Genomic DNA, 20,343 nt, shown 5'->3' with positions numbered 1-20,343 from the left:
CAATCTAACAAAGAATCCAGGACACGTTATTCACTTGCAAGGAGGCGTTTCACTTGAACAACTGGAGAAAACCATCCTTTCCCAGAGCAGCAGCTGCTATATGCGGCTTTCGAATCACTCTAACAACCCTAGGACTATTATTGTTGTTTATGGGGAGCTCCTTTGCCTCTGCGACACCAGAGAAGTCCGTGATGAAGGATGACCGTCAGCATATATTAGGTCATGGACACCGATTGATTCTAATTGATGCAGGACACGGAGGCATCGATGGTGGAACTTCCTACGGAAATATTCTTGAAAAAGATATCACGTTAGATATCTCACGTCGATTATTTCTTCTGCTGGGCAGCGATGGCTTTGACGTCGCATTAAACCGCAATGGCGATTATGCCCCTAGTGATGAAAACCGCTGGCTGCGTAGTAAATCTCGACATCTGCGCGATCTTGCACAGCGTAAAGAGCTTGCCGAGACATTACCTGCTACTGTAGTGGTAAGCATCCATATTAATAACTGGGCACCCTCCCCTTCCAAACATGGTCCACTTGTATTGTACCGTCAAGAGGGCCGCAGCTTCATGCTTGCTAAGTCCATTCAGCATCAATTAAACAATCTTTACGATGTCGAGGCTCATCCAAGACCAGGCAAGCCTTTTTATTTACTAAACAAAATAACCGCCACAACGGTTATCGTTGAGGCGGGTTTTGTAAGCAGTCCGACCGACCGCGAAAAACTGTGCACCCCTAAAGGGCAGCAACAAATCGCTGAAGCCATTGCTGATGGGATTGTAGCTTATCTTATGGAAGTGTAGGGTTGGAGCTCCATTTCATCTCGTTTTTAACCAGATCAGAAATCCCTATAAATTCAACATTGTCTTTCATCAGTTCAATACCGCTGCGGATTCCTGCGGCGGTCTCTTTCCCAAATACACCAACATGACCAATGGTTACACAAAATCGTTGATCCTTCGCTAAGTCTTTGACGAGACCCATTTGTTTCAGAACATGACTTGCTGTATGTGTGTCATCTAAAAAGATATGGTTCTCCACGCGTGGTAACCCCATTCGATAAGCCATATTTCCAGCAACGGAACGGTAGTTGGTCTTGCTGTCTACAAAAAACAATCCCCGTTCTTTGCATACAGATAAAATCACCGCCATAATCCGCTCGTCCCCGGTAATTTTCGAGCCCATGTGGTTATTTATCCCGATCGCATAAGGAACATTATCGAGAGCTGCCTCAACCTTTTGTCGCACTTCCTCATCGGACATTTTGGCCAATATGGCTCCTGGTCCAAGCCATTTAGGATTACCTTGACGCGGCTCCATCGGCAAATGTACCAGGACATCATCACCACGTTCATGCGCGCGCGTAGCATCCTTCACGGATGTAGGCAAAAAAGGCATGACGGCTACAGTAAGCTTTATCGGTAATGAGAACATTTCATCTGTCCCCTTCATGCCATTGCCGAAGTCGTCAATGATGATAGCGACCTTATCACGTTTAGGTGCACTCTCTTCATGCTGCGTATTTGTAACGTTGTCTTTAGACGTGGCAGCAGAGACAGCCGGCGTCGCCGGAATAATTGTGGTAATCATTACAGCAGCAACAGCAATCCAATGTAGTAAGTAACGTTTAACCTTTCGACTGTCCTTCATCAAGAGGAACGCCTCCTTCGTCTTAAACAATTGTTCTCATTGTTTGGTTCACGAAGGTTAAATATGTACGAGGAGGGTTCGCAATAATTTACAATGGAGCTGTTGCTATTGCCCGCGCTTGTCTGCGGCAAGAATTGCTTCCAGCACATCCACAGGTTGAACTTCAAATGGCATATTCTTCATCGGGCTATCCGGGAGCAGCTGGCCTCTGCCACCACCATTAATTTATCAATATCGGGAATCCCTAGCTCCTTAAGGGTAACGGGAAGTCCGATTCTTTTGCAGAAATCAATGACTTGAGCAATCTCTTCGTCAGAAGCCCTCTCCAAGAACAACTGCACGATTGTAGCAAAAGCAACCTTCTCACCGTGTAGCACATTCCTGCATCCCTCATTCAGTGTCAGTCCGTTATGAATGGCATGGGCTGCCGCAAGCCCGCCACTTTCAAACCCGACGCCGCTCAAGTAAATATTAGCTTCAACAATATGTTCCACTGCAGACGAGGTGATTCCTTGTTTAACATCTTGCAATGCTGATTCGCCCTCAGCGAGAAGTGTGTCCAGACAAGCACGTGCTAAAGAGAACGCTGCAATTGTGCTTGTCCCGCCTGCATGAGTAATCGCCCCTGATTGCCGGCAAGCTCTTGCCTCGAAAAAGGTGGATAAGGCATCACCCATACCAGCAACCAGTAATCTTGCAGGAGCTTTAGCAATAATATCTAAATCTGCGATGACCATGTCGGGATTTCTTTTTAAGGGGAGATAGCAATCAAAGTCACCCGCATCCGTATACAAAACCGATAATGCGCTGCAAGGCGCATCCGTTGAGGCCACTGTGGGAACAATAACTACAGGGAGCTCAGACATATAGCTTACCGCTTTTGCTGTATCCAGCGTCTTGCCGCCACCGATTCCTAAGACGACTTCAACGTCCTTCAGACTAAGTTCTAGCGCCATCTCATCCACCTGAGTACGGCTGCATTCACCCTTGAATTCGCGCAACATAAGAGGAATATTGTTGATTTCAAAGCTGTGCAAGATATCCACCTTGTACATGGAATAAATAAAAGGATCTATAATCGCATAAGCTCTTTTGGCGCCTAGCTTCAAACAATAATCTCCCAGCTTAAGAATCTCGCCATGTCCCTGTATATATTTTGTAGGTGAACATATCATCTGTGTCATGGTTTCACTCCTCCTTTTTTGTATATCCTTTTATTCTAAGGAGTGTTGCTTCAGACTGGCTATTAAAAAAGATGCTAAAGGAGCTGGTCTTAAATAAATCCGCCGTTTACACGAATCGTCTGGCCCGTAATCCACTGTGATTCCTTACTGGATAGAAACAGCACCACACTTGATATATCCTCAGGCTCACCCAAGCGTCCAAAAGAATTCATATTCCCTACATTAGCAATTTCTTCAGCAGTCTTCCCAACGGTAAAAAGCTCCGTATTCACAGGACCGGGCGAAACCGCATTAATGGTGATTCCTTTCCGTCCGAATTCTTTTGCCAACTGACGTGTGAATTGTTCCACTGCACCTTTTGTCCCCGCATAAACACTGTAGGTTGGAAACATCTGACCTGTAACTGATGTTGAGAAATTTATAATCCGTCCGTTCTCACTCATATGTTTAGCAGCTTGCTGGCAAGCAAAGAAGGTACCCTTCACATTGATGGCAAACTGTTTGTCGAAGTCTTCCTCTGTCATACTCGCAATCGGCTTTGTGATCATAACGCCTGCGTTATTAACAAGAATATCAATTTGTCCATAAGCCTCTAGTGTAGTTTGGAATAAGTGTTCTAGCTCTCGCACTTGGCTGATATCCGCTTGCACAGCAATTGCTTCTCCACCCTTTTGCTTAATTTCGTTCACAACTTCCTCTGCCTTGCCTGGACTATTTGCATAATTAACAACTACTTTCGCACCATGTAAAGCCAAGTTCTCAGCAATTTCCCGTCCCATACCTCTCGAGGCACCTGTTACCAAAGCTACTCTTCCAGCTAAATGATGATCCATGATTATTACCCCCTATTCAATTGCCGTTCTTGTTGGTCTGATTATAATCCGACGGCTAGAAAATGACAAGTGACAATTATTTATTTTTGTCATTATCCATAAAAATGGGTCTCCCAGTAGTTGGTCATGAGCGAGACGTAGGCTTCCGGTTTGACTTCAGGTGTCAAACATTTGATGAATGCCATAGAACACTTGCTCCAGCACATCGTTCTCATAATATAGCACCACCTGCTCTGGCATCAGCGCGCTTCGCAAGCTGTCTTCAAATAAATCTCTGCTTTTGGCGATTTGTCCGCCAAGAACAAGTTTGTCGGGCTGAAAGGCAGCGAAATAAGGACGCAGCATGAGACCAAGCCGCTGGCCGTATATCTCCCATACCTGGATGGCAGAGGGATCACCTGATTGGGCAGCTAAAGCCAGATTCTCCACAGTATCATCGCATGAACGAGCATGAAGGCTATCCGCCAACGACAAAATGCCTCTGCTGCCTAGCACATCATCAACTCGTTCTTCGTTAAATGTTTCTTCATATAGCATGCCTGAGGACGGTATGCCTGATCTGCCTGAGACCACCATTTGCTTCTCTATAAAAGTGGACCCGAGCCCTGTTCCCAGCGTAAGGCATATCATTTTGTCCTCAGGAAACAATCTGCTGACGCCAAAGGAGAACATAACAGCATCATTGCCCAGCCGGATAGGTGCCGCTGCTAGCTCAGACAACCATGGCAAAGCAGAATTTAGCGCTGAGCGCCGAGTTAATTCATCCCGCAGCAGTGCTTTCAAATTAAGGCCGTAAATGGAATCATATTTATTCAGTCCCTGAATACGCGAAATACCTGACTCATATTCAAAAGGTCCCGGAAAGGCAAGTCCGATTACAAACCCTGCTGGAGCTGGACGCTCTTCGATACCTAGCTGCCCTTTGTAGGCGGTTGACAGTTCCATGATAAGATTTACTAGGCCGCCAACGATTTGTTCCGGGGTCCCATTTGAATGTGATGGTCGAATGAAAGAAATCCCGGGCATGAGAATGCCGTTCTTTAGGACACCAGCCTTCAAAAACGTTCCTCCAGCATCAATAGCAAGGGTCGTCATTAAGCCGGTATGCAGCAAGACCCCAGGCTCCATTACACTTCACCACCCTTCCAATGATGGGGCAGCAGCGGAGTATACCAATTTGGAGAAACTTGAGCAACAATTAAGCTGCATGTTGAGTCACCAATGGATTCTATCCGAAATTTCCCTACTGCAGCTGGAACAATGTAGGACTCTGCATATCCCCATTCCACAGCAGCCTCCTCATTGTTCAACGGCGTAAGGCGAACACGATCGCCATCGACCAGATTGAACATAAGAAACTGACCGTTCGTATCGTCCTGCCATTCACTCTCCAGCTTTAATCTTTTGACCTGGAACAGCAAGTCTTCATGCTCTCCTAGCAATTCCTCCACACTGCTGCCCTGTACGCGGGAAATGACAGGAGATCGCACCAAATGCTCATTAACATAACGCGTGTCGATGCTGTCATTCATATTGCAGCTTGCATGGTCTCGGTTAATGGGCCGCGGCAAGCCATCTTTGTCCAGACGCAGGTGATCGTAGATCTTGAAGGTGAACCACCAGGTTGTAGATGAGATTTCCAGAACGAGGTTGCCTTTACTCGAGAAATGAACAGCTCCTGGCGGAATAAGGAATAGATCTCCTTTGTGAGCATCCAGCACATTCACATATTGTTCAACAGCGAGCGGCATCCGCGAAGCATGGGCGTCATCCACCGCTTCCAGCAAATGCTCTCCGTTTATTCCTTCGGTAAAGCCAAGTGCAACAAAGGGAGCCGCTTCTTCCTCTTGCTCCATGATGTAATATGACTCCTGCTGGGTCATCGTCTCGTTAAAGGTTTCCTCAATATAGGCTTGACGAGGATGAACCTGCAAGGACAGATGATCTCCCCCAATGGTATCCAGATAATCGAAGCGGATCGGAAAGTAATCTCCGAACAGTCGGACATTTCGCTCTCCCATAATTTCCAGCGGATGGGCCGACAGCAGCAGCGGAAACGGTAGCTCCAGCGTGTGGCCGCATGCTTCAATCAGCATCGTATTTTCCGGTGCGATCGGCTCAAAGCTCCATGCGCAGTTATCCCACTCTTCCGGTAATTCGCAAAGTTCCTTCAAATACTGCCCCCCCCAAATGCCTGGAGCAAAGAAAGGCTTTACGCGAATCGGCTGCCCCGCCGCTGCTTGCATGATCGTACGCAGCAGAAGAAGTGTAAGGAACGTCGGCTGATCTGGATCATTCATATCCATGTAATAGTCAAAATCATTTAGATAGCGCTTACGGTATTGGTCCCATACCGGCCATTCCAGGAACAATGCTTGTTTATAAGTCTCTACTGGATCTACACATTTCCCCAATTGCAGCGAACCCATCCCTTGCCGGTGAAGCCGCTGTTGATGCTCCCGTGAAATGTCACAAAATATAGATAGTGAGGCATCCGAAGAGAGGTAGCCGGCACCTGGTCCATAGGTAATAATCATCATACCGGAGCAATCTCCGCCTAAGGAGTCCGAGGATTGCTGAAGAATTTGATCAACGTCAGACTGCCATTCTGCTTGCGCGTGCGGTCTGAAGTAGTCTTTAAAATCGACATCTGAAGCAATAAATCCAAAGGCGCGGTTATCGGTCAAATAATGATCAAACGCCGTTAAGAGCTTCGCGCTGCTTTTCATATATCTCATACTATCCAGTTCAATATAAGCAATGTTCTTGTGGCTACATAGTGCATGCAGTTGCTCAAGGATTGTCGTAAATGCGGCACCATGGGTACCGTCAATGGCTAAATGATATGTCTTGGAATTGTGTTGGTTAAAATCGTCCTTTATTAGCCGTAGCCATGCCTCATAGCCCGTCCCAATATCGGACTGCACTGCCTCATGGCATTTCAGCTTTACAGGATTAACCGGAACAGAATTAAAAAATCGAACTTTACTTACTTCCATTGCTGCTGCCTCCCAACTCGTAATCAATGTATGTTCACATTGTATAAATTGTTGGGGACAGCGTCTTTAAAGAAAGCAGCACTATTTTTGTACAATCAGGACATCTTCGGAGGGTAATGAATGTTGCCGGAGCGACCTTCGGAGAATTGTGAACGGCGAAATTTGGCAGGAGATACGCCAAGCGCGCGGGTAAAAACACGGGTAAAGTAATGCACGGACTGAAAGCCGCATTGTAACGCAATGTCCTTAATGGGTGCATAATCATTTAGCAGAAGCTGCGATGCATGCTGCATCCGGCGCTCCTGAATATAATGTACGAAGGACTGACTGAGATACTCCTGAAATAATCGGGTTAAATGCCGGGAAGAGATATGTAGATGAGTCGCGACAGTCGCAAGCGTAAGCTCATTGCTTAAATTATCGTCAATGAAACGCTTGGCTTGCCTAAATAAAGCATGCCCTGGAGAAATCGGTTGTTGAACACTTTCGCCCGCGGTAAGGGTCAAGCCATGCAATTCGGGGAAGGACAACAGCAGCGAGTACGCGACCTGTTCCAGGGCTAGCGGAATGGTTGAGACTGAATTTGCACACAAAGCTAGTAACGCCTGCCACAAATGTCCTGTCAAAGAGGAGTCGGCCTCCCTAACAACACTGTTTCCTCCTTCAGCAAGCTGTCGATACGCTTCGAGATAAAACGGCTCTGTCAGCGATTCATCCATTTCAAACGCGACATAGCATAATGTCAATCCGGAAGTGCTTCGAATCTGGTGCCATACGCCAGGCGTAGACAGAAACGCCGTTCCTTTTACTAAATTATACTCCCTGTCGTGTTCATAATAGCTCCCCTCTCCATCTAACACATAGCAAGCTTCAAAAAAAGAATGGCGGTGGAGGGAATTATCGAAATGAGCCGGCATGAAACCCCAATATAAAATAGTTATGGACAAGCCGGCTCCTTGAATTTTTGTAGCATGTCGGTTACATATAGCATTGGCTCGGCGGAAGCTGGATTGGATTGACAAGTTCATCCCTCCTTTGTTCGCTCCCATTGTATACTGGTCTCTTTATGGAATACAAGCTGCTGCCGTTACATTTACTTCGAAATTCCGAAAAGAATCAAATCCCACACGGCGTTAAATTCCTGATCAATTTTAGCTGTCTGCCACTCTTTCGCATGAGCAGGATGGTGAAAGCGTGATGTAGCATTAAAAATCGCTCTTGCTGTAACCCTTGATTCCAACGCTCTAAACTCCTCGGTTTGTATACCTTTTTCAATAATTTGTGTGATTTGCTCAATTAATTGATCTACGTGTTGGGTAATCATACCTACCGCTTCTAAAGTTACGGAGGCGTACATTGCAAACATTTCGGAATCATCTACAGCATAGGTTCGTTTACTGCGGATTAGAGTATCCAGCCACAAACGCAGCTGCTCTTTGGCAGTCCCATCAAATTGTTCAGTAATGACCTTTAGCGGGGCTAAAATATTGTGATGCAACCATCTTTCGGTAACCGCTTCTCGTAAAGCAGATTTACTTGAAAAATGTCTATATAGCGTACCATGACTAACTTTCAGCACTCTCGCTACATCAACAACGGAAGTCTTATCCGGGCCAAAACGCCGGAGCACTTGTTCAGCTGCATCCAAAATGTTTTCTTTAGATAATGGAAGATCATTCGACATATATATTCCCCTCGCTCTATCTCTGGTGGTTATTATCATAGCATATAACAATCAAAAACAAACTGACAATATCATCACTTTGTCATTCGTAAAATCATTGTCAGTATAGAATCTCACAAATTAAACTTAGGTACGTATTTGGTAAACCAAATCCCATCCTTTTCGGCATTCTTACATGCCAATAAGAGCTATACAGTCCGTTAACTTGCCTAAAGATGTGAAGTTTATCCATTCCCCGATAACAAAAAACCTCCCTGATCTCTCAAGAAGGCGAAAGTACATTATTTCATCTATTTTCTCACTGATCCAGCTTCCCTCTGACAAACTTACCGATCTTCGTAATCGCCTGCTGCGCTTCTGGGAGCATGTACGCTAAGAAATGAAAAACACTCCACATATTCTCCCATATTTCCAATTCCACCTGAACACCCGCTGCTTTCGCCCGTTCAGTCAACCTCGTTGAATCACTTAAATGCACCTCATGATCACCTACTTGAACAAGTAACTCAGGTAATCCTTGTAAATCCATCCTTAATGGCGATAGTATTGGATCCAACTCTGAGCATGTGCCTACATATGCGTTAAGTATTCGTTTACTCCCCTCTAAGCTACCTGTCGGATCAAGCAATGCTCGACTCTGATAAGATTCTCCGTCCAGATGAACAAGATCCGTATGAGGTGATATTAAAAAGGCACCCGCTGGTAACTCTCTCCCCTCATTCCTCAAACTAATCAGTGTCATTAGCGCAAGGCTGGCTCCAACAGAGTCTCCTCCAAACACGATATCATTGGCAGAATATCCATTCGCAAGCAACCATTGATAAGCCTCTATACAATCTTCATTAGCAGCGGGATAAGGATACTCGGGCGCAAGGCGATACTCAATAGTTAGTATTTTCGTGCCGCTAGCTTTTGCTATTCGTGTTGCTAAATCCCGATAAAATTCACAAGTGCCCGCAATAAAACCACCACCGTGAAAATAAAGGATAACTTCATGCTGAGGCGGCACTGGCTGCATAGGTATTATCCACTCTCCACGCATTGACCCGATTATAGCCTGTTCAACTTTAACATCAGAATGACTTGGCAGGCTCGCAGCCGTTTCGGCCATTTCTTGCCGGATTTGCTCTACAGACCTACTTTCAAATCGGTTCGTTTGGTTCAGATAATTTTTGATCATTGCAAGCTGATCTATACTCGTTTTTTCCATATCTATAATCCCTCCTACAGATCTCTTCTTCCCAAATTGTAAAGCCTGTAGGAGACTACAAGGTCAAGTTAAGATTCCATTTTTAGTATTTCTAACGTCGACTGTACACCTGGATGTTTATCTGCTGCTAGCAAATTTCTTCTTAAATCTTCGAGGGCTGCTAGCTTCACTTCCTGTTTGACTATTTCGTTACGAACTTTATCCATTTTTTTATCTACAACATTTACAAAATCATCTATGCTAATGCCGCTGCTTTCCGATTTTAACAGTGCCTTTTTAATTTCCTTCAATGTGAACCCACATAGCTTAGCATTATGTATAAACGTTAGTCGACTAAGCGCCTCTTCAGAATAAAGACGGTATCCGGCTTCCGAACGTAAAGGAGTGCTAATCAGTCCAAGTTCTTCATAATACCTTAACGTCTCCATATTCACATTCGCCATTTTGGCCATTTGGCCTCTCAAGTACTCCGTCATAATATACGCCTCCTTGGAATCCCCTATATTATACCAAATACACAACTCCAGAGAGTTTCAGAAGAGAGATAACAACTACTCGAAATTAACTAAAAACTCCTTATTTACACACAAAAAAACGGCATTTCTGCCGTTTTCCCATTCCTTCTATTCTTCTACTCTACAACACTTCACTTCGAACCGCATTTTTCTGTATCAGAGAAATCTGTCCGGCATGAATGCCTGTGTGATACATAAGTCTACCTACTGCTTCAAGTGGAGTAGATGTGCCAAATGCCGATTCTACACTCACATGCCAAGCATCTTCCGGAAGCTCCCGCATCGCTGCAATCAGATTCTCGTTGGAAGCAGACAGCAGATCCACCAGTTCACTTAATGTAGTATACACTGCATCATCGGCTTGAGGTTTAGGTTTACCAAAGAACCACTCTGCAAACATAAACTCTACCTCGGCATTATGAGAAATCAAACCTCCGATGGTGGAGTTCCCTAATTTAAGATTTAAGTCCTCTTCCGGCAATGCCTTCACCATTTTATGAAATCGCTCTTGAACCGCTTGCCAGATGGGCAGCACTGAAGTAATAGTCATCGGCTATTTGCTCCCTTGTACGGTTGCTTCTTCGTCTTTCTTCTTATCAATCACAACATGGTTGAACAAATTCGCATCCACGTCGATGTCAAACGCCAACCCAAAGCCAACAACATAACGCCCCTTCTGAGGGGTCAATTCGAACAGTGAAAAATCCAGTCCGCGCAGCAATTTCAACATGGCTTCACCATGATCCGCATTAAACAATTCAAAGATATCCTCATGTCCATCATTACCGATATTACTTGAATTACAACTCCAACGCACACGCTCAGTTGCAAATTTATTGTTGGTTTCAGACTCATCCGCAATCAGGAAGGCGTCCACAAAATCATTATTTTCCATATAGCCATAGTGCTCTGCAATCTTACTAATATAGATATACAGCTTGCCATCTTTCTTTACAAAAGGTGCATAACTAATGAAAGGCTTACCTTCATCATCAATTAAACTCAAAATCAGATTTTTACGCTTATTAATAAACTGTAAGTAGTTTTCTTTATTTTTCTCAATATCTACAGGCTTCTTCATTAAAAAATCCCTCCATGAATATGTAATGTAATCACAATATGAATCTATCGAACGGTACTGAGTAAATGAATTCGAGGTTTCTTCTCTGTAGGCACATACTGAACTTCCGCATCCATTCGGTAGACATCCCGGATCATGTCTGTTGTCATGACTTCATTGGGTGTGCCGTACATCGCTTTCTCACCAGCCTGCACTACAACAATACTATCGCTATAAGTAGAAGCTTGATTGAGATCATGCAGAACCATTACTATGGTCATCCCCATGTCCTGATTCAACTCACGAACGAGCTCAAGCACTTCATGCTGATGTGAAATATCCAAGTACGTTGTTGGTTCGTCAAGCAACATGATCAGAGGCCGCTGCGCTAAAGCCATTGCAATCCAGGCACGTTGTGATTCTCCTCCTGACAATGAAGCTACAGGTCGGTCCTTATATTCCACCAAATTTGTCTTCTCCAGAGACCACTGTACAATATCCATGTCTTCTTGATTCAATCTTTCGAACCACTTTTTATGTGGATACCTACCATAAGAGACTAGATCGATCACAGTCATATCACTTGGCGCTTGATTCTTCTGGCTCAGCATGCACATTTTTCGTGCGACTTGTTTGGCGCTCATGGACTTCAGATCCGTACCATCGAGGGTAACCGTACCCGTATGATATGGAATTAGCCGTGATACCGCTTTGAGTAGTGTTGATTTGCCAGAGCCGTTTGGTCCTATGATAGAGACGATTTCACCTTTTTTTACGGAAAAAGAGAAGTTGTTTATCACGCTTTTCTGCTCATACCGAATCGAAATGGAATCGACAGTAAACATGTTAGAACGCCTTCTTTCTCATCAGGTATAGGAAATAAGGTCCACCAATCACAGCCATTAGGATACCCGAAGGAATATCTAGTGGTGCGAATAACGTACGTCCACCCGTATCTGCAATCAACAGTACCAATGCACCAAGCGCCATACTCATCGGCAAAAGATATTTATAATCAGAACCAACGAGCATTCTCGCCATATGCGGTACAACAAGACCAACAAATCCGATCATTCCAATGGCTGCTACAGAAATAGCCGCCAGAAATACGGCTAGCAAGGAGAGCAGGATACGAATTTGGTTCACATTTTCACCCAGATTCGAAGCAACCTGATCACCCAGACGAATGATATTTGCCTTACGAATCGCAAAAAACGATAAGATCCAACCTACAATGGCATATGGAAGGACCATCATCAAGGCATTATTCCCTTTTGCTGCAAGGCTGCCGTTAAGCCATTGAACCGCTGCAGGAAGTCTATCACTGTACATGATTGTTAAGAGTCCAATAACTCCTCCACAGAGCGCATTCACAGCAACACCAGATAGAATAATGGTAACCGGCGAAATGCCGGTTCGTCTCCACGCTAATGCATATACAATGCCGGCAGCAATAAGTCCACCAACAAAAGCAGCTATCGGAATGAACTGAGTATACTGAGGTGCAGCAAGCATTATGACAAGAACACATGCAGCCGCCCCACTAGTTACACCCGTCAATCCAGGATCAGCAAGTGGGTTACCCATCACAGCTTGCAGCAGTGCGCCCGAGATCGCTATATTCGCTCCGATGATCATCGCCAGTAATACACGTGGCAATCGAATATCCCATATGATGGTGGCGTTCACCGCCTTAGACGATGAACTAAAGATCGTGCTGAGTATGTCTGATACCGGAATGAATACAGAGCCTAGTCCGATTGCAATAATTGCGGCAACGAGCGCTGATATAACCGTTACAATAACAACTATTCTGCTACGAGATGTTTTTATCACTTGCTGTCTCCTTTGATTATTCATAGAAGTATTTTGCAATTTCAGTCAGTGCTGTCTCTGCATTAATAATCGAAGTCACACCGAACACACTATAATCCAACATGTAAATTTTATCGTTTGTGTAAGCAGAAAGCTTTGTCCAAGTTTCGTTCTTCTCAATTTCTTTTTTGAACTTATCCTTTGTTGCGCCATGATCACCTGAAGCGAGTACAAGAATAACGTCTGGGTCAGCGGCTACAATGTTCTCCATATTAATTGGGGAGTAAGTATCTGTAACGTTAAGTACAGAAGTAGCAATGTTATCTGCACCAAGCTTCTTCACCAAACTACCTAAATAAGATTTCTCACTCATAACCATAAAGGAATCAGAGGTTCCAATAACGAGCATCACACTCGGTAGTTCTTTTCCTTCGGCTAATTTACTTAGCTCATTTTCTTTATCCAAAATCTTAGTCAAAGCCGCATTCATTTCATCTTTTTTGTTAAAATAAGTGCCTAATACTTTAAGGCTAAGCTTCAAATCCTCGAAGGATTCTGTACGTAGATATGCTTTTTGCAAATCCATGCCTTCCAGTGTCTTATCTAGCGTGCTTCGAAGCGATTCCGCTCCCAGCAGCAAGTCCGGCTCAAGCTTTGTAACTACTTCAAGATCAGGTGCCATAGGTGAACCAATTTTATCTATCGTTTCAAAATCAGCAGGAATTGGATTGGTAGAGGTTGGCACACCTACTGGTGTGATTCCAAGCAAGTAGAGCATTTCTGTTAAGGGTACAGAAGTAGTAACAATACGCTGAGGTACTGTGGCTGGGAATTGGCTTAACGCTTCATTGAACAATGCTTCATCTACACCATCATTCTCCAGACTGAATTCCTTTCCAGCATCCGCTGTATTCGTTGCTTCTGTTGTATTCGCTGCATTCGTTTCTTTGGCAGTTGTATTCGTTGTTGCTGCATTCTTTGTTTGATTGTCCGCTGTATTGGTTGACGAACATGCAGTCATTGCAGTAAGCGCTGCAACAACCATAAGTACTAATAATTTCTTCAAAATCTATCCCTCCGAGTATGTATAATTATACGTCCTTTGTAGTGACAATGATTTTCATTCTCACCTACTACTCCTATGATAATGTTTATCATTATCAAGTGTCAACAATTTTATTTTAATTTTAAACTAGCAAAAACGCCTTTCTCAACCTTTTAAGAAGGACAATCCTTCTAGTAAAATATCAGACTTAAGTATGGTGCAAACCTTTTACTTTCTGTTATTCAAAAAAATAACCACATCCAAGGGATATGGTTATTTTGCATAAGAAACCTAATTTACTTATAGAGTTGCGAGGATTTTCATTCTTTTCTCTTCCCTCTCTTCGTCCTTTAACCTTGGACATACATAACACTTTTCGCCATTTTCACGGCAAAAGTAGAGACAGCAGGAAGAACGTAACGCTAGTTGCTCTCCTGCCTGGTAAGGATTATCTGTATAGCGAATCGTATGCTTAAATGGATTTCTATTTCTGTGAAAAAGCTCTGGTGAGATGGATTCCGATAGTAGCAAGAAATTACGATTAAATCTCTCCAACACTTCTTCACGCGTCTCATTCTGAGCGATGTACTCTCTTAACATCCCTATTTCACCGCCAAATTGTTGCCAGATCATGGCTGATTTAACCCCTGCAGCTGCTGCGATGGCTTCTACGGCAGGTGTAACTGTATGTATAATAAATACCTCTCAGTCCTTCAGGATCATCGACTCCAGCTCTTTCTCCGGGACATCTTTATAGTGTAACTCCTTAATCTTATACCCCAAATGTACATGATCCTCGTGAGCCTCTATTTGAAAAGTTAAACGCTCCAAGGATAAGTCCAGAATCTTATTGTATTGCGCCAGAAAAATCAGTTTAGTAGAACAAAGATTACATAATGATGTCCCGAAAAAAGATGCAGGTAAATCCAGGCCGTGTGCCTGAACGATTTCCCCTGCTTGCTGCATCAAACCTCTTACTTGACCCATTTCAAAGAAATCTGTAGCAGGCATTTCAGCCAGTGGGTTCTCGGCACCATCCGGAGAAATATGATAATAGGAATTTACTAATGAAAAATCAAGCTCTTGCGACATCGGGTTAATCTCCTCTGCATTTATAAAATCTTGGCTCTTAATTACGGAACCTTCTTCTGATTTTGCTTTTTAATTTCCGGTCAGAAAAATAATCATTCCTATAATAGTTAGCAGTGAAGTATACGATAGAGAACACACTGGTCTAAATCACAGTGTTCGCCACTTCGAAACTCCTCTATTATTCTGCTGTAGACTAGTTGAAATCCCACTCTAACATTGTCTTCTTCAAACAAACATAGCTTACCACGACACAGATTATCTCTGCCACTACAAAGGAAAGCCATAGACCGATGTTACCCAACATTAAAGGGAGGACAAAGAAATTTCCAATCAACAAGATATACCGTAAAATTGCCAAAATTGCGGATATTCTCGGATTGTTAATGGCCGTATAGAAAGCGTTGATTATAATATTGGCACCTACAAAAATAAAATTAAAGCTATAAAATGTGATAATCTCACTTGATGTATTCATGACCTGAAGATTGTCTTTTACAAAAAGAGAAATTAAGGGAGATTTAAAAATAATCAGTATTGCTGTACAAACCACACCAACCGATGTAACTATTTTAATGGCCACGGCAATAAGCTCTGATATACGACTGTACTCCTTGGCTCCGTAATTTACACTGCTAATGGCTCCTAACCCTCTCGACATGCCCATGATAACTGCATTAACTACTAGTGAGATATACTGAACTACCGCAAATGAAGATACGCCTATTTCACCAAATTTAGAGATCAAAATCCAGTTGAAGATCATAAAAGAAAAACCTGCACTGAATTGCGTAATCGCCTCTGAGGAGCCATTATAAATCATCCTTCCGATTGCTTTTAACTCCACTTTCCATCTACCTACTCTTAAAAAGCTTTCCTTTGAGATGAATTTCGAAAAAAATAATATAAAAACAACCGTTGCACTGATCCCAGACGCCAAAGCTGCACCGGTAATCCCCATATCTAAGGCACAGATAAAAATCAAATCCAAGATAATGTTCAAAACTACACTAAGCAAATTACCGAACATATAAAGCTGAGGTTTGCCAATGGATTGCAATGAAATACCAAGTAAAATATTAAAAATTACAGGCACGACAAATAAACCAAACGTCCGTATGTAATCAACAACCATTGGAAAAAGCACTGAGTTCGCTCCAACGATTCTAGCAAGTACATGAGGAAAAAAAACTACCATTATGAAAATAGCTACGGTAATCATAAGCAGGGCGTAAAAAGCATTATTGAAGTAGTGATTAGCTTTTCTCTTGTTCTGCTCTCCTAGACTAATAGCGGTTAATGTATTTCCTCCAATGGCAATTAAGATCCCAATACAGGATATAATATTAAAAATCGGTGAAGCCATATTCACTGCAGCTAGCGCATTAGGTCCTACAAAACGCCCCAAAATGATTCCGTTAATAATTCCGTACAGACACATAGAAAGCGAAGCTACGATTCCGGGGATTGCGTAACCACGAAATAGTTTGGGAATTGGATCTTTTAATACATCAAGTTCTGTTGTCTTCATCTTCTCATTCTCCATTCACTGTTTTGAAATTTTAGTTAAAATTCAGTACAATGAACACTATAATCTCTTGGGTAACACAAGAGTCAACGGGAGAGCAATGCAATGAACAACTATTATTCTATTGGTGAAACAGCAAAACTAGCAGACACAACTATCGAAACCTTACGCCATTATGACCGAATCCACTTGCTGAAGCCTGCAAAAGTAGATCCCTCCTCCGGATATCGCTACTATTCAGATAAAGAGCTTATTTATCTCGATGTCATCAACTTCTGCAAAAAAAAGAATATGCCGCTTCATAAGATTAAAGATGTATTTACGAATGATAATCTCGATTATATTATTAATTTTCTTAAAACAAAGGACGAGGAAATTGAGCAGGAAATCAAACAACTGGATAAGACGAAATTACAGCTCAGAGCTTTGAGAAAACAATACGAAAATCAAGCTTATTTATCTGACGTCCCACTATCCCCCACCCATTTTTCAACCAAGGCTTTGGAAGAAAGAGCGATCGTAAAAATCCACTCCCTACAGAAACCCAGCCTTGAAAGTTTCCATCAACTGCAGGATGCATTGAATCAACAGCTTGAAGATGCGCCAAAAGATGCATTCGTATTTGATCTTCGTGCAAATATTATGACCACTACTTCAGAGCCTAGTGAGAATTCATCTGTCTTTTTTGTAGTTTGTGAGAAGTACCCTGAACAGGCCGACTGGATTTCAATATTACCTAAAGGGATTTATCTCTATGGTTATTGCTCAGAGGAGCAGAGAATGGAAACGATACAGAATATCGCTGCACATGCTAAAGCCGAATACAACACGGAGATTCCATTCGTCATCCAGTCCGTCATTTTCACCGGAATGTTTCAGTGGGTTTATGAGATTCAAGTATTGTTAACATCTGCATGATCATAGTCGTGGTTTGAGATGAACGCTCGTAAAAGACCCAATTAATATAAGAGTAAGCAAAACAGCATGTGCCGATATAAAATCGACACATGCTGTTGCATTGAAAAATGGTCTAGGCTTGTTCGAATTAAAATCTAGCCACAAAAAACTCACGGTCTGATGGAACGTTAAAACTTCTGATAGTAGCTCCGTTCTCATCTCTTAATGTAAGCAGATAAGCTACCGTTGTTAAGGTGGTAATTGTAGGGAATCTTACTACACCAAATTCGTCGAAATCAGCAGTTACTGTTGTAGTGCCTGCTCGTAATGAAGCTGTCCAGCCTGTAGTTGCTTTAGGTGTGCCACTTGCATTTGTACCAATAGCGACAACAATAAATCTATCCAATGTCTGTTTAATTCTCCGTCTCTTTCTCGTTGCAGCAGCTTTCACTCTTTTTGCCGCGAGGGCTCTTGCCGCCACAGCGGCTTGCTTGTTAACTGGTTTCTTAATGGTCACCATTTGCATCACTACTTTCTTTTTTAGGATACGTTAGTAGATGCAAGATTTTTGATTCTTGACTTCACTATTACCTACTAAGCAAGAAATGTACTTTATTCCTAGATTCATAGATTCGTACCTACTGGATCAGTGATGCATATAATGCATTTATGAGGTGATCCATTAAGAAATGAGCCAACAATTGTGGGTACAGCAACATAGTTCAAAAATCCATAGGGCGCTTAGAAAAAGAATTCAACAATCCCAAGTCCCTCGCGGTACATCCGTTAAAATTCCTATCATTATCAAATTCAAACAAAAAATGACCCCAGCACAGCTGAAGTCATTACAAAAACATTTAAAATCACATGACTTTCCTATCAAACACCACCTCCCCATGCTTAATTCTGTAGCATCGCGAGTTTCGATGAATTGTCTGAAACAGATGTGTGATTGGCAGGGGATTGAAAAAATCTATGTAGATGGAATCAAAAAAACATCCCTTAATATAGCAACACCTTCCATCGGTTCTACCGCCATCCAGAAGAAACAAGGGCTTACCGGTAAAGGGATCAACATTGCCATTCTTGACACAGGCGTATATAGACACCCTGATCTGATTAAGCCCTGTAACCGCATCGTGGCTTTTAAGGATTTCGTCAATCATAGAAAACAGCCCTATGACGATAACGGTCATGGGACTCATATTGCAGGGGATGCTGCAGGTAATGGGTGGATGAGCAAAGGAAAATACAAAAGCCCTGCTCCGAAGGCTGGAATCGTTGGCGTTAAAGTACTCGATAAAAACGGCGACGGATATGACTCCACGATTATTAAAGGAATTGAGTGGTGCATTGCAAATCGCAAGCGACTAAAGCTGCGTATCCTTTCAATGTCATTCGGAGGTACTGTCAATTCAACTTGTGCCGATGACCCTCTATGCCAAGCAGTAGAACAAGCAATTAGAGCCGGCCTTACAGTTGTAATAGCGGCAGGAAATAGCGGCCCTAAGCGAAGTACGATCGAATCTCCTGGTATTAGTCCTTCAGCAATTACTGTTGGTGCAGTGGATGATCGCCGCACACTCACACAAAAGGACGACCGGATTACCTTGTATTCCAGCCGTGGTCCTGCACCGCGGGGGCGTAAGAAACCAGACCTCGTTGCTCCCGGTGAAACAATCATCTCTCTTCGTGCTCCCGGATCCAAACTGGATCGTGAACTTCCTTACTTGCGGATAGCGAAAGATTACTTTGTGCTGTCCGGTACCAGCGTCTCAACACCTATTGTCTCAGGTGTTATCGCCCAATTGCTGCAGAGAAATCCATCTTTATCTCCAAAGCAAGTGAAACCCTTACTGAAAAAGAACACATTCTCTCTGAAACTTCCCCCTAACACAGCGGGCTGTGGTGAGATCAATGCGAGATTTTTATTGTGATTTTGCTTTTTAATACTCTATTTCTCGCTTAAACGCCGTGATAACAGAAACGGATAACTCTTCAGTAAATTTACCCGCAGGTTCAATTTCTAATAAAGAAGATCTCATATCCGCTTCAAATCGTTCTATGTGATCTCCAAATAATCGCTTAGATGCATAGGATGTGGAATACAAATTACCAATAATCGAATCCACGGTCCATGTGATTGTATAACTGGGTAAAACCAGTCTTTCCACATCTTTAAAACTAGATTGCGCAACAATGTCCTCATGTCTTTCTTTAGGATGAGTATAGGTGCTGTCTCCTGCTATCCTTTCGTTACCTAACCAGCGTTTCACTATTTCATTCACCTTAAGCTGCCAAGATAATGGTTCTTGCTCAACATTAAAAGTATCAATAATGGCTAGACCGCCATTATCGTCCAAACTATGATATAGAATTTCAAGAATGGACGCCCTATCCATCCAATGAAACGCTTTGGCTAGAATGGTAAGACGGAAGGAGCCCCATTCGCTCAGCAGCTCTTCTGCTCTACCCAGCCTCCAACTAACGTTATCTACTCTGTGAATTTTTGATAGACGATTTGCCTCATCCAACATTTCACTTTCCGTATCTACACCTATCATTTCTTCAAACCAATCACTGAATCTTAGTGCCAACTGACCCGTACCACATCCTAAATCAAGTAAACGACCCTCTCCGTTAAGCGAAAACTGCTGAATCAAGAACCGAATAAGGGATGAAGGATACTGTGGTCGATATTCTGAATAGTACACCGCAGTACCTTTAAATAAATTCGAACCATATTCATTCATAGTTTCACCCTTCTCTGTTTCTAATAGGACAAAATCATAGCAGACATCCCACTAAAATAAAAGGCTGTTCGGATT

At 43.0% G+C, this 20,343-nt stretch carries 22 protein-coding genes; 3 read left to right on the top strand and 19 right to left on the bottom strand.

Annotated features, from left to right (window positions below):
- Positions 1 to 53 precede the first annotated feature (53 nt).
- A complete protein-coding gene (locus ACDZ28_RS19860) occupies positions 54 to 809 on the top strand; it encodes an N-acetylmuramoyl-L-alanine amidase (RefSeq protein ID WP_375102574.1) in 756 nt (251 codons plus the stop codon).
- On the opposite strand, the gene ACDZ28_RS19855 is transcribed toward ACDZ28_RS19860, so the two are convergent.
- From ACDZ28_RS19855 to ACDZ28_RS19775, 17 genes are all read right to left on the bottom strand, one after another.
- Positions 796 to 1,656: a divergent polysaccharide deacetylase family protein gene (locus tag ACDZ28_RS19855; protein WP_375102573.1), complete on the bottom strand. Its 861-nt coding sequence runs from the start codon at positions 1,654 to 1,656 to the stop codon at positions 796 to 798. The two genes, ACDZ28_RS19860 and ACDZ28_RS19855, sit on opposite strands and share 14 nt — an antisense overlap.
- Before the next feature lie 179 nt (positions 1,657 to 1,835).
- Positions 1,836 to 2,840 carry a glycerol dehydrogenase gene (locus ACDZ28_RS19850; RefSeq protein WP_375102572.1) on the bottom strand — a complete coding sequence of 335 codons (1,005 nt, stop codon included), beginning with the start codon at positions 2,838 to 2,840 and terminating at the stop codon, positions 1,836 to 1,838.
- An 89-nt stretch (positions 2,841 to 2,929) separates the two neighbouring features.
- On the bottom strand, positions 2,930 to 3,673 hold the full coding sequence (locus tag ACDZ28_RS19845) for an SDR family oxidoreductase (RefSeq protein ID WP_375102571.1): 744 nt from the start codon (positions 3,671 to 3,673) through the stop codon (positions 2,930 to 2,932).
- 156 nt (positions 3,674 to 3,829) lie between these two features.
- A complete protein-coding gene (locus ACDZ28_RS19840; RefSeq protein WP_375102570.1) occupies positions 3,830 to 4,801 on the bottom strand; it encodes an ROK family protein in 972 nt (323 codons plus the stop codon).
- Positions 4,801 to 6,672 carry a class I mannose-6-phosphate isomerase gene (locus ACDZ28_RS19835; RefSeq protein ID WP_375102569.1) on the bottom strand — a complete coding sequence of 624 codons (1,872 nt, stop codon included), beginning with the start codon at positions 6,670 to 6,672 and terminating at the stop codon, positions 4,801 to 4,803. Before ACDZ28_RS19835 ends, ACDZ28_RS19840 begins: the two co-directional genes overlap by 1 nt.
- Positions 6,673 to 6,767: 95 nt before the next feature.
- Positions 6,768 to 7,700 (bottom strand): helix-turn-helix domain-containing protein, encoded by a 933-nt coding sequence (locus tag ACDZ28_RS19830; RefSeq protein ID WP_375102568.1) that lies wholly within the window; start codon positions 7,698 to 7,700, stop codon positions 6,768 to 6,770.
- A gap of 65 nt (positions 7,701 to 7,765) precedes the next feature.
- Entirely contained in the window at positions 7,766 to 8,356 is a 591-nt protein-coding gene (locus ACDZ28_RS19825) for a TetR family transcriptional regulator (RefSeq protein ID WP_375102567.1), read from the bottom strand.
- Between the two features lie 298 nt (positions 8,357 to 8,654).
- On the bottom strand, positions 8,655 to 9,566 hold the full coding sequence (locus tag ACDZ28_RS19820; protein WP_375102566.1) for an alpha/beta hydrolase: 912 nt from the start codon (positions 9,564 to 9,566) through the stop codon (positions 8,655 to 8,657).
- Between the two features lie 68 nt (positions 9,567 to 9,634).
- On the bottom strand, positions 9,635 to 10,042 hold the full coding sequence (locus tag ACDZ28_RS19815; protein WP_375102565.1) for a MerR family transcriptional regulator: 408 nt from the start codon (positions 10,040 to 10,042) through the stop codon (positions 9,635 to 9,637).
- Between the two features lie 160 nt (positions 10,043 to 10,202).
- Positions 10,203 to 10,631, bottom strand: coding sequence for a DinB family protein (locus tag ACDZ28_RS19810; protein ID WP_042126413.1), 429 nt, complete (start codon positions 10,629 to 10,631; stop codon positions 10,203 to 10,205).
- Between the two features lie 3 nt (positions 10,632 to 10,634).
- Positions 10,635 to 11,162: a HugZ family protein gene (locus ACDZ28_RS19805; protein ID WP_042126411.1), complete on the bottom strand. Its 528-nt coding sequence runs from the start codon at positions 11,160 to 11,162 to the stop codon at positions 10,635 to 10,637.
- Between the two features lie 44 nt (positions 11,163 to 11,206).
- On the bottom strand, positions 11,207 to 11,986 hold the full coding sequence (locus tag ACDZ28_RS19800) for an ABC transporter ATP-binding protein (protein ID WP_042126410.1): 780 nt from the start codon (positions 11,984 to 11,986) through the stop codon (positions 11,207 to 11,209).
- A gap of 1 nt (position 11,987) precedes the next feature.
- Complete coding sequence (locus ACDZ28_RS19795; protein WP_052414555.1) at positions 11,988 to 12,977, bottom strand: iron ABC transporter permease; 990 nt, start codon at positions 12,975 to 12,977, stop codon at positions 11,988 to 11,990.
- 16 nt (positions 12,978 to 12,993) lie between these two features.
- Positions 12,994 to 14,022, bottom strand: coding sequence for an ABC transporter substrate-binding protein (locus ACDZ28_RS19790; RefSeq protein ID WP_052414554.1), 1,029 nt, complete (start codon positions 14,020 to 14,022; stop codon positions 12,994 to 12,996).
- Positions 14,023 to 14,301: 279 nt separating this feature from the next.
- Complete coding sequence (locus ACDZ28_RS19785) at positions 14,302 to 14,634, bottom strand: hypothetical protein (protein ID WP_375102564.1); 333 nt, start codon at positions 14,632 to 14,634, stop codon at positions 14,302 to 14,304.
- A gap of 72 nt (positions 14,635 to 14,706) precedes the next feature.
- The gene (locus tag ACDZ28_RS19780) at positions 14,707 to 15,093 is read right to left on the bottom strand and encodes a hypothetical protein (RefSeq protein ID WP_375102563.1); all 387 of its coding nucleotides are present in this window, start codon (positions 15,091 to 15,093) and stop codon (positions 14,707 to 14,709) included.
- A gap of 193 nt (positions 15,094 to 15,286) precedes the next feature.
- Positions 15,287 to 16,621 carry an MATE family efflux transporter gene (locus ACDZ28_RS19775; protein ID WP_042126408.1) on the bottom strand — a complete coding sequence of 445 codons (1,335 nt, stop codon included), beginning with the start codon at positions 16,619 to 16,621 and terminating at the stop codon, positions 15,287 to 15,289.
- 102 nt (positions 16,622 to 16,723) lie between these two features.
- Here ACDZ28_RS19775 and ACDZ28_RS19770 point away from each other — a divergent pair, with 102 nt between their 5' ends.
- Positions 16,724 to 17,536, top strand: coding sequence for a helix-turn-helix domain-containing protein (locus ACDZ28_RS19770; protein ID WP_052414553.1), 813 nt, complete (start codon positions 16,724 to 16,726; stop codon positions 17,534 to 17,536).
- A 127-nt stretch (positions 17,537 to 17,663) separates the two neighbouring features.
- Here ACDZ28_RS19770 and ACDZ28_RS19765 read toward each other — a convergent pair whose 3' ends face one another.
- Positions 17,664 to 18,044, bottom strand: a complete 381-nt coding sequence (locus ACDZ28_RS19765; RefSeq protein ID WP_139328536.1) for a hypothetical protein — start codon at positions 18,042 to 18,044, stop codon at positions 17,664 to 17,666.
- A gap of 397 nt (positions 18,045 to 18,441) precedes the next feature.
- Here ACDZ28_RS19765 and ACDZ28_RS19760 point away from each other — a divergent pair, with 397 nt between their 5' ends.
- Positions 18,442 to 19,452: a S8 family peptidase gene (locus ACDZ28_RS19760; protein WP_375102562.1), complete on the top strand. Its 1,011-nt coding sequence runs from the start codon at positions 18,442 to 18,444 to the stop codon at positions 19,450 to 19,452.
- A gap of 9 nt (positions 19,453 to 19,461) precedes the next feature.
- Here the strand turns inward: ACDZ28_RS19760 and ACDZ28_RS19755 are convergent, their stop codons facing one another.
- A complete protein-coding gene (locus tag ACDZ28_RS19755; protein ID WP_042126406.1) occupies positions 19,462 to 20,268 on the bottom strand; it encodes a trans-aconitate 2-methyltransferase in 807 nt (268 codons plus the stop codon).
- Between the last annotated feature and the right edge of the window lie 75 nt (positions 20,269 to 20,343).

Origin of the sequence: Paenibacillus sp. RS8, assembly GCF_041956825.1 — a bacterium.
Taxonomy (GTDB): Bacteria; Bacillota; Bacilli; order Paenibacillales; family Paenibacillaceae; genus Paenibacillus_AQ.
The sequence above is the reverse complement of the archived record's forward strand: the minus strand, read 5'-3'. Positions and strand labels throughout refer to the sequence as shown.

What these genes read in the sequence shown, in the direction of transcription:
- ACDZ28_RS19815 (WP_375102565.1), bottom strand. Translation starts at nt 10,042, where the DNA reads ATGACGGAGTACTTGAGAGGCCAAATGGCCAAAATGGCGAATGTGAAT.
- ACDZ28_RS19850 (WP_375102572.1), bottom strand. Translation starts at nt 2,840, where the DNA reads ATGACACAGATGATATGTTCACCTACAAAATATATACAGGGACATGGC.
- ACDZ28_RS19770 (WP_052414553.1), top strand. Translation starts at nt 16,724, where the DNA reads ATGAACAACTATTATTCTATTGGTGAAACAGCAAAACTAGCAGACACA.
- ACDZ28_RS19820 (WP_375102566.1), bottom strand. Translation starts at nt 9,566, where the DNA reads ATGGAAAAAACGAGTATAGATCAGCTTGCAATGATCAAAAATTATCTG.
- ACDZ28_RS19840 (WP_375102570.1), bottom strand. Translation starts at nt 4,801, where the DNA reads ATGGAGCCTGGGGTCTTGCTGCATACCGGCTTAATGACGACCCTTGCT.
- ACDZ28_RS19845 (WP_375102571.1), bottom strand. Translation starts at nt 3,673, where the DNA reads ATGGATCATCATTTAGCTGGAAGAGTAGCTTTGGTAACAGGTGCCTCG.
- ACDZ28_RS19805 (WP_042126411.1), bottom strand. Translation starts at nt 11,162, where the DNA reads ATGAAGAAGCCTGTAGATATTGAGAAAAATAAAGAAAACTACTTACAG.
- ACDZ28_RS19760 (WP_375102562.1), top strand. Translation starts at nt 18,442, where the DNA reads ATGAATTGTCTGAAACAGATGTGTGATTGGCAGGGGATTGAAAAAATC.
- ACDZ28_RS19825 (WP_375102567.1), bottom strand. Translation starts at nt 8,356, where the DNA reads ATGTCGAATGATCTTCCATTATCTAAAGAAAACATTTTGGATGCAGCT.
- ACDZ28_RS19855 (WP_375102573.1), bottom strand. Translation starts at nt 1,656, where the DNA reads ATGAAGGACAGTCGAAAGGTTAAACGTTACTTACTACATTGGATTGCT.
- ACDZ28_RS19755 (WP_042126406.1), bottom strand. Translation starts at nt 20,268, where the DNA reads ATGAATGAATATGGTTCGAATTTATTTAAAGGTACTGCGGTGTACTAT.
- ACDZ28_RS19835 (WP_375102569.1), bottom strand. Translation starts at nt 6,672, where the DNA reads ATGGAAGTAAGTAAAGTTCGATTTTTTAATTCTGTTCCGGTTAATCCT.
- ACDZ28_RS19800 (WP_042126410.1), bottom strand. Translation starts at nt 11,986, where the DNA reads ATGTTTACTGTCGATTCCATTTCGATTCGGTATGAGCAGAAAAGCGTG.
- ACDZ28_RS19810 (WP_042126413.1), bottom strand. Translation starts at nt 10,631, where the DNA reads ATGACTATTACTTCAGTGCTGCCCATCTGGCAAGCGGTTCAAGAGCGA.
- ACDZ28_RS19780 (WP_375102563.1), bottom strand. Translation starts at nt 15,093, where the DNA reads ATGTCGCAAGAGCTTGATTTTTCATTAGTAAATTCCTATTATCATATT.
- ACDZ28_RS19785 (WP_375102564.1), bottom strand. Translation starts at nt 14,634, where the DNA reads ATGATCTGGCAACAATTTGGCGGTGAAATAGGGATGTTAAGAGAGTAC.
- ACDZ28_RS19775 (WP_042126408.1), bottom strand. Translation starts at nt 16,621, where the DNA reads ATGAAGACAACAGAACTTGATGTATTAAAAGATCCAATTCCCAAACTA.
- ACDZ28_RS19830 (WP_375102568.1), bottom strand. Translation starts at nt 7,700, where the DNA reads ATGAACTTGTCAATCCAATCCAGCTTCCGCCGAGCCAATGCTATATGT.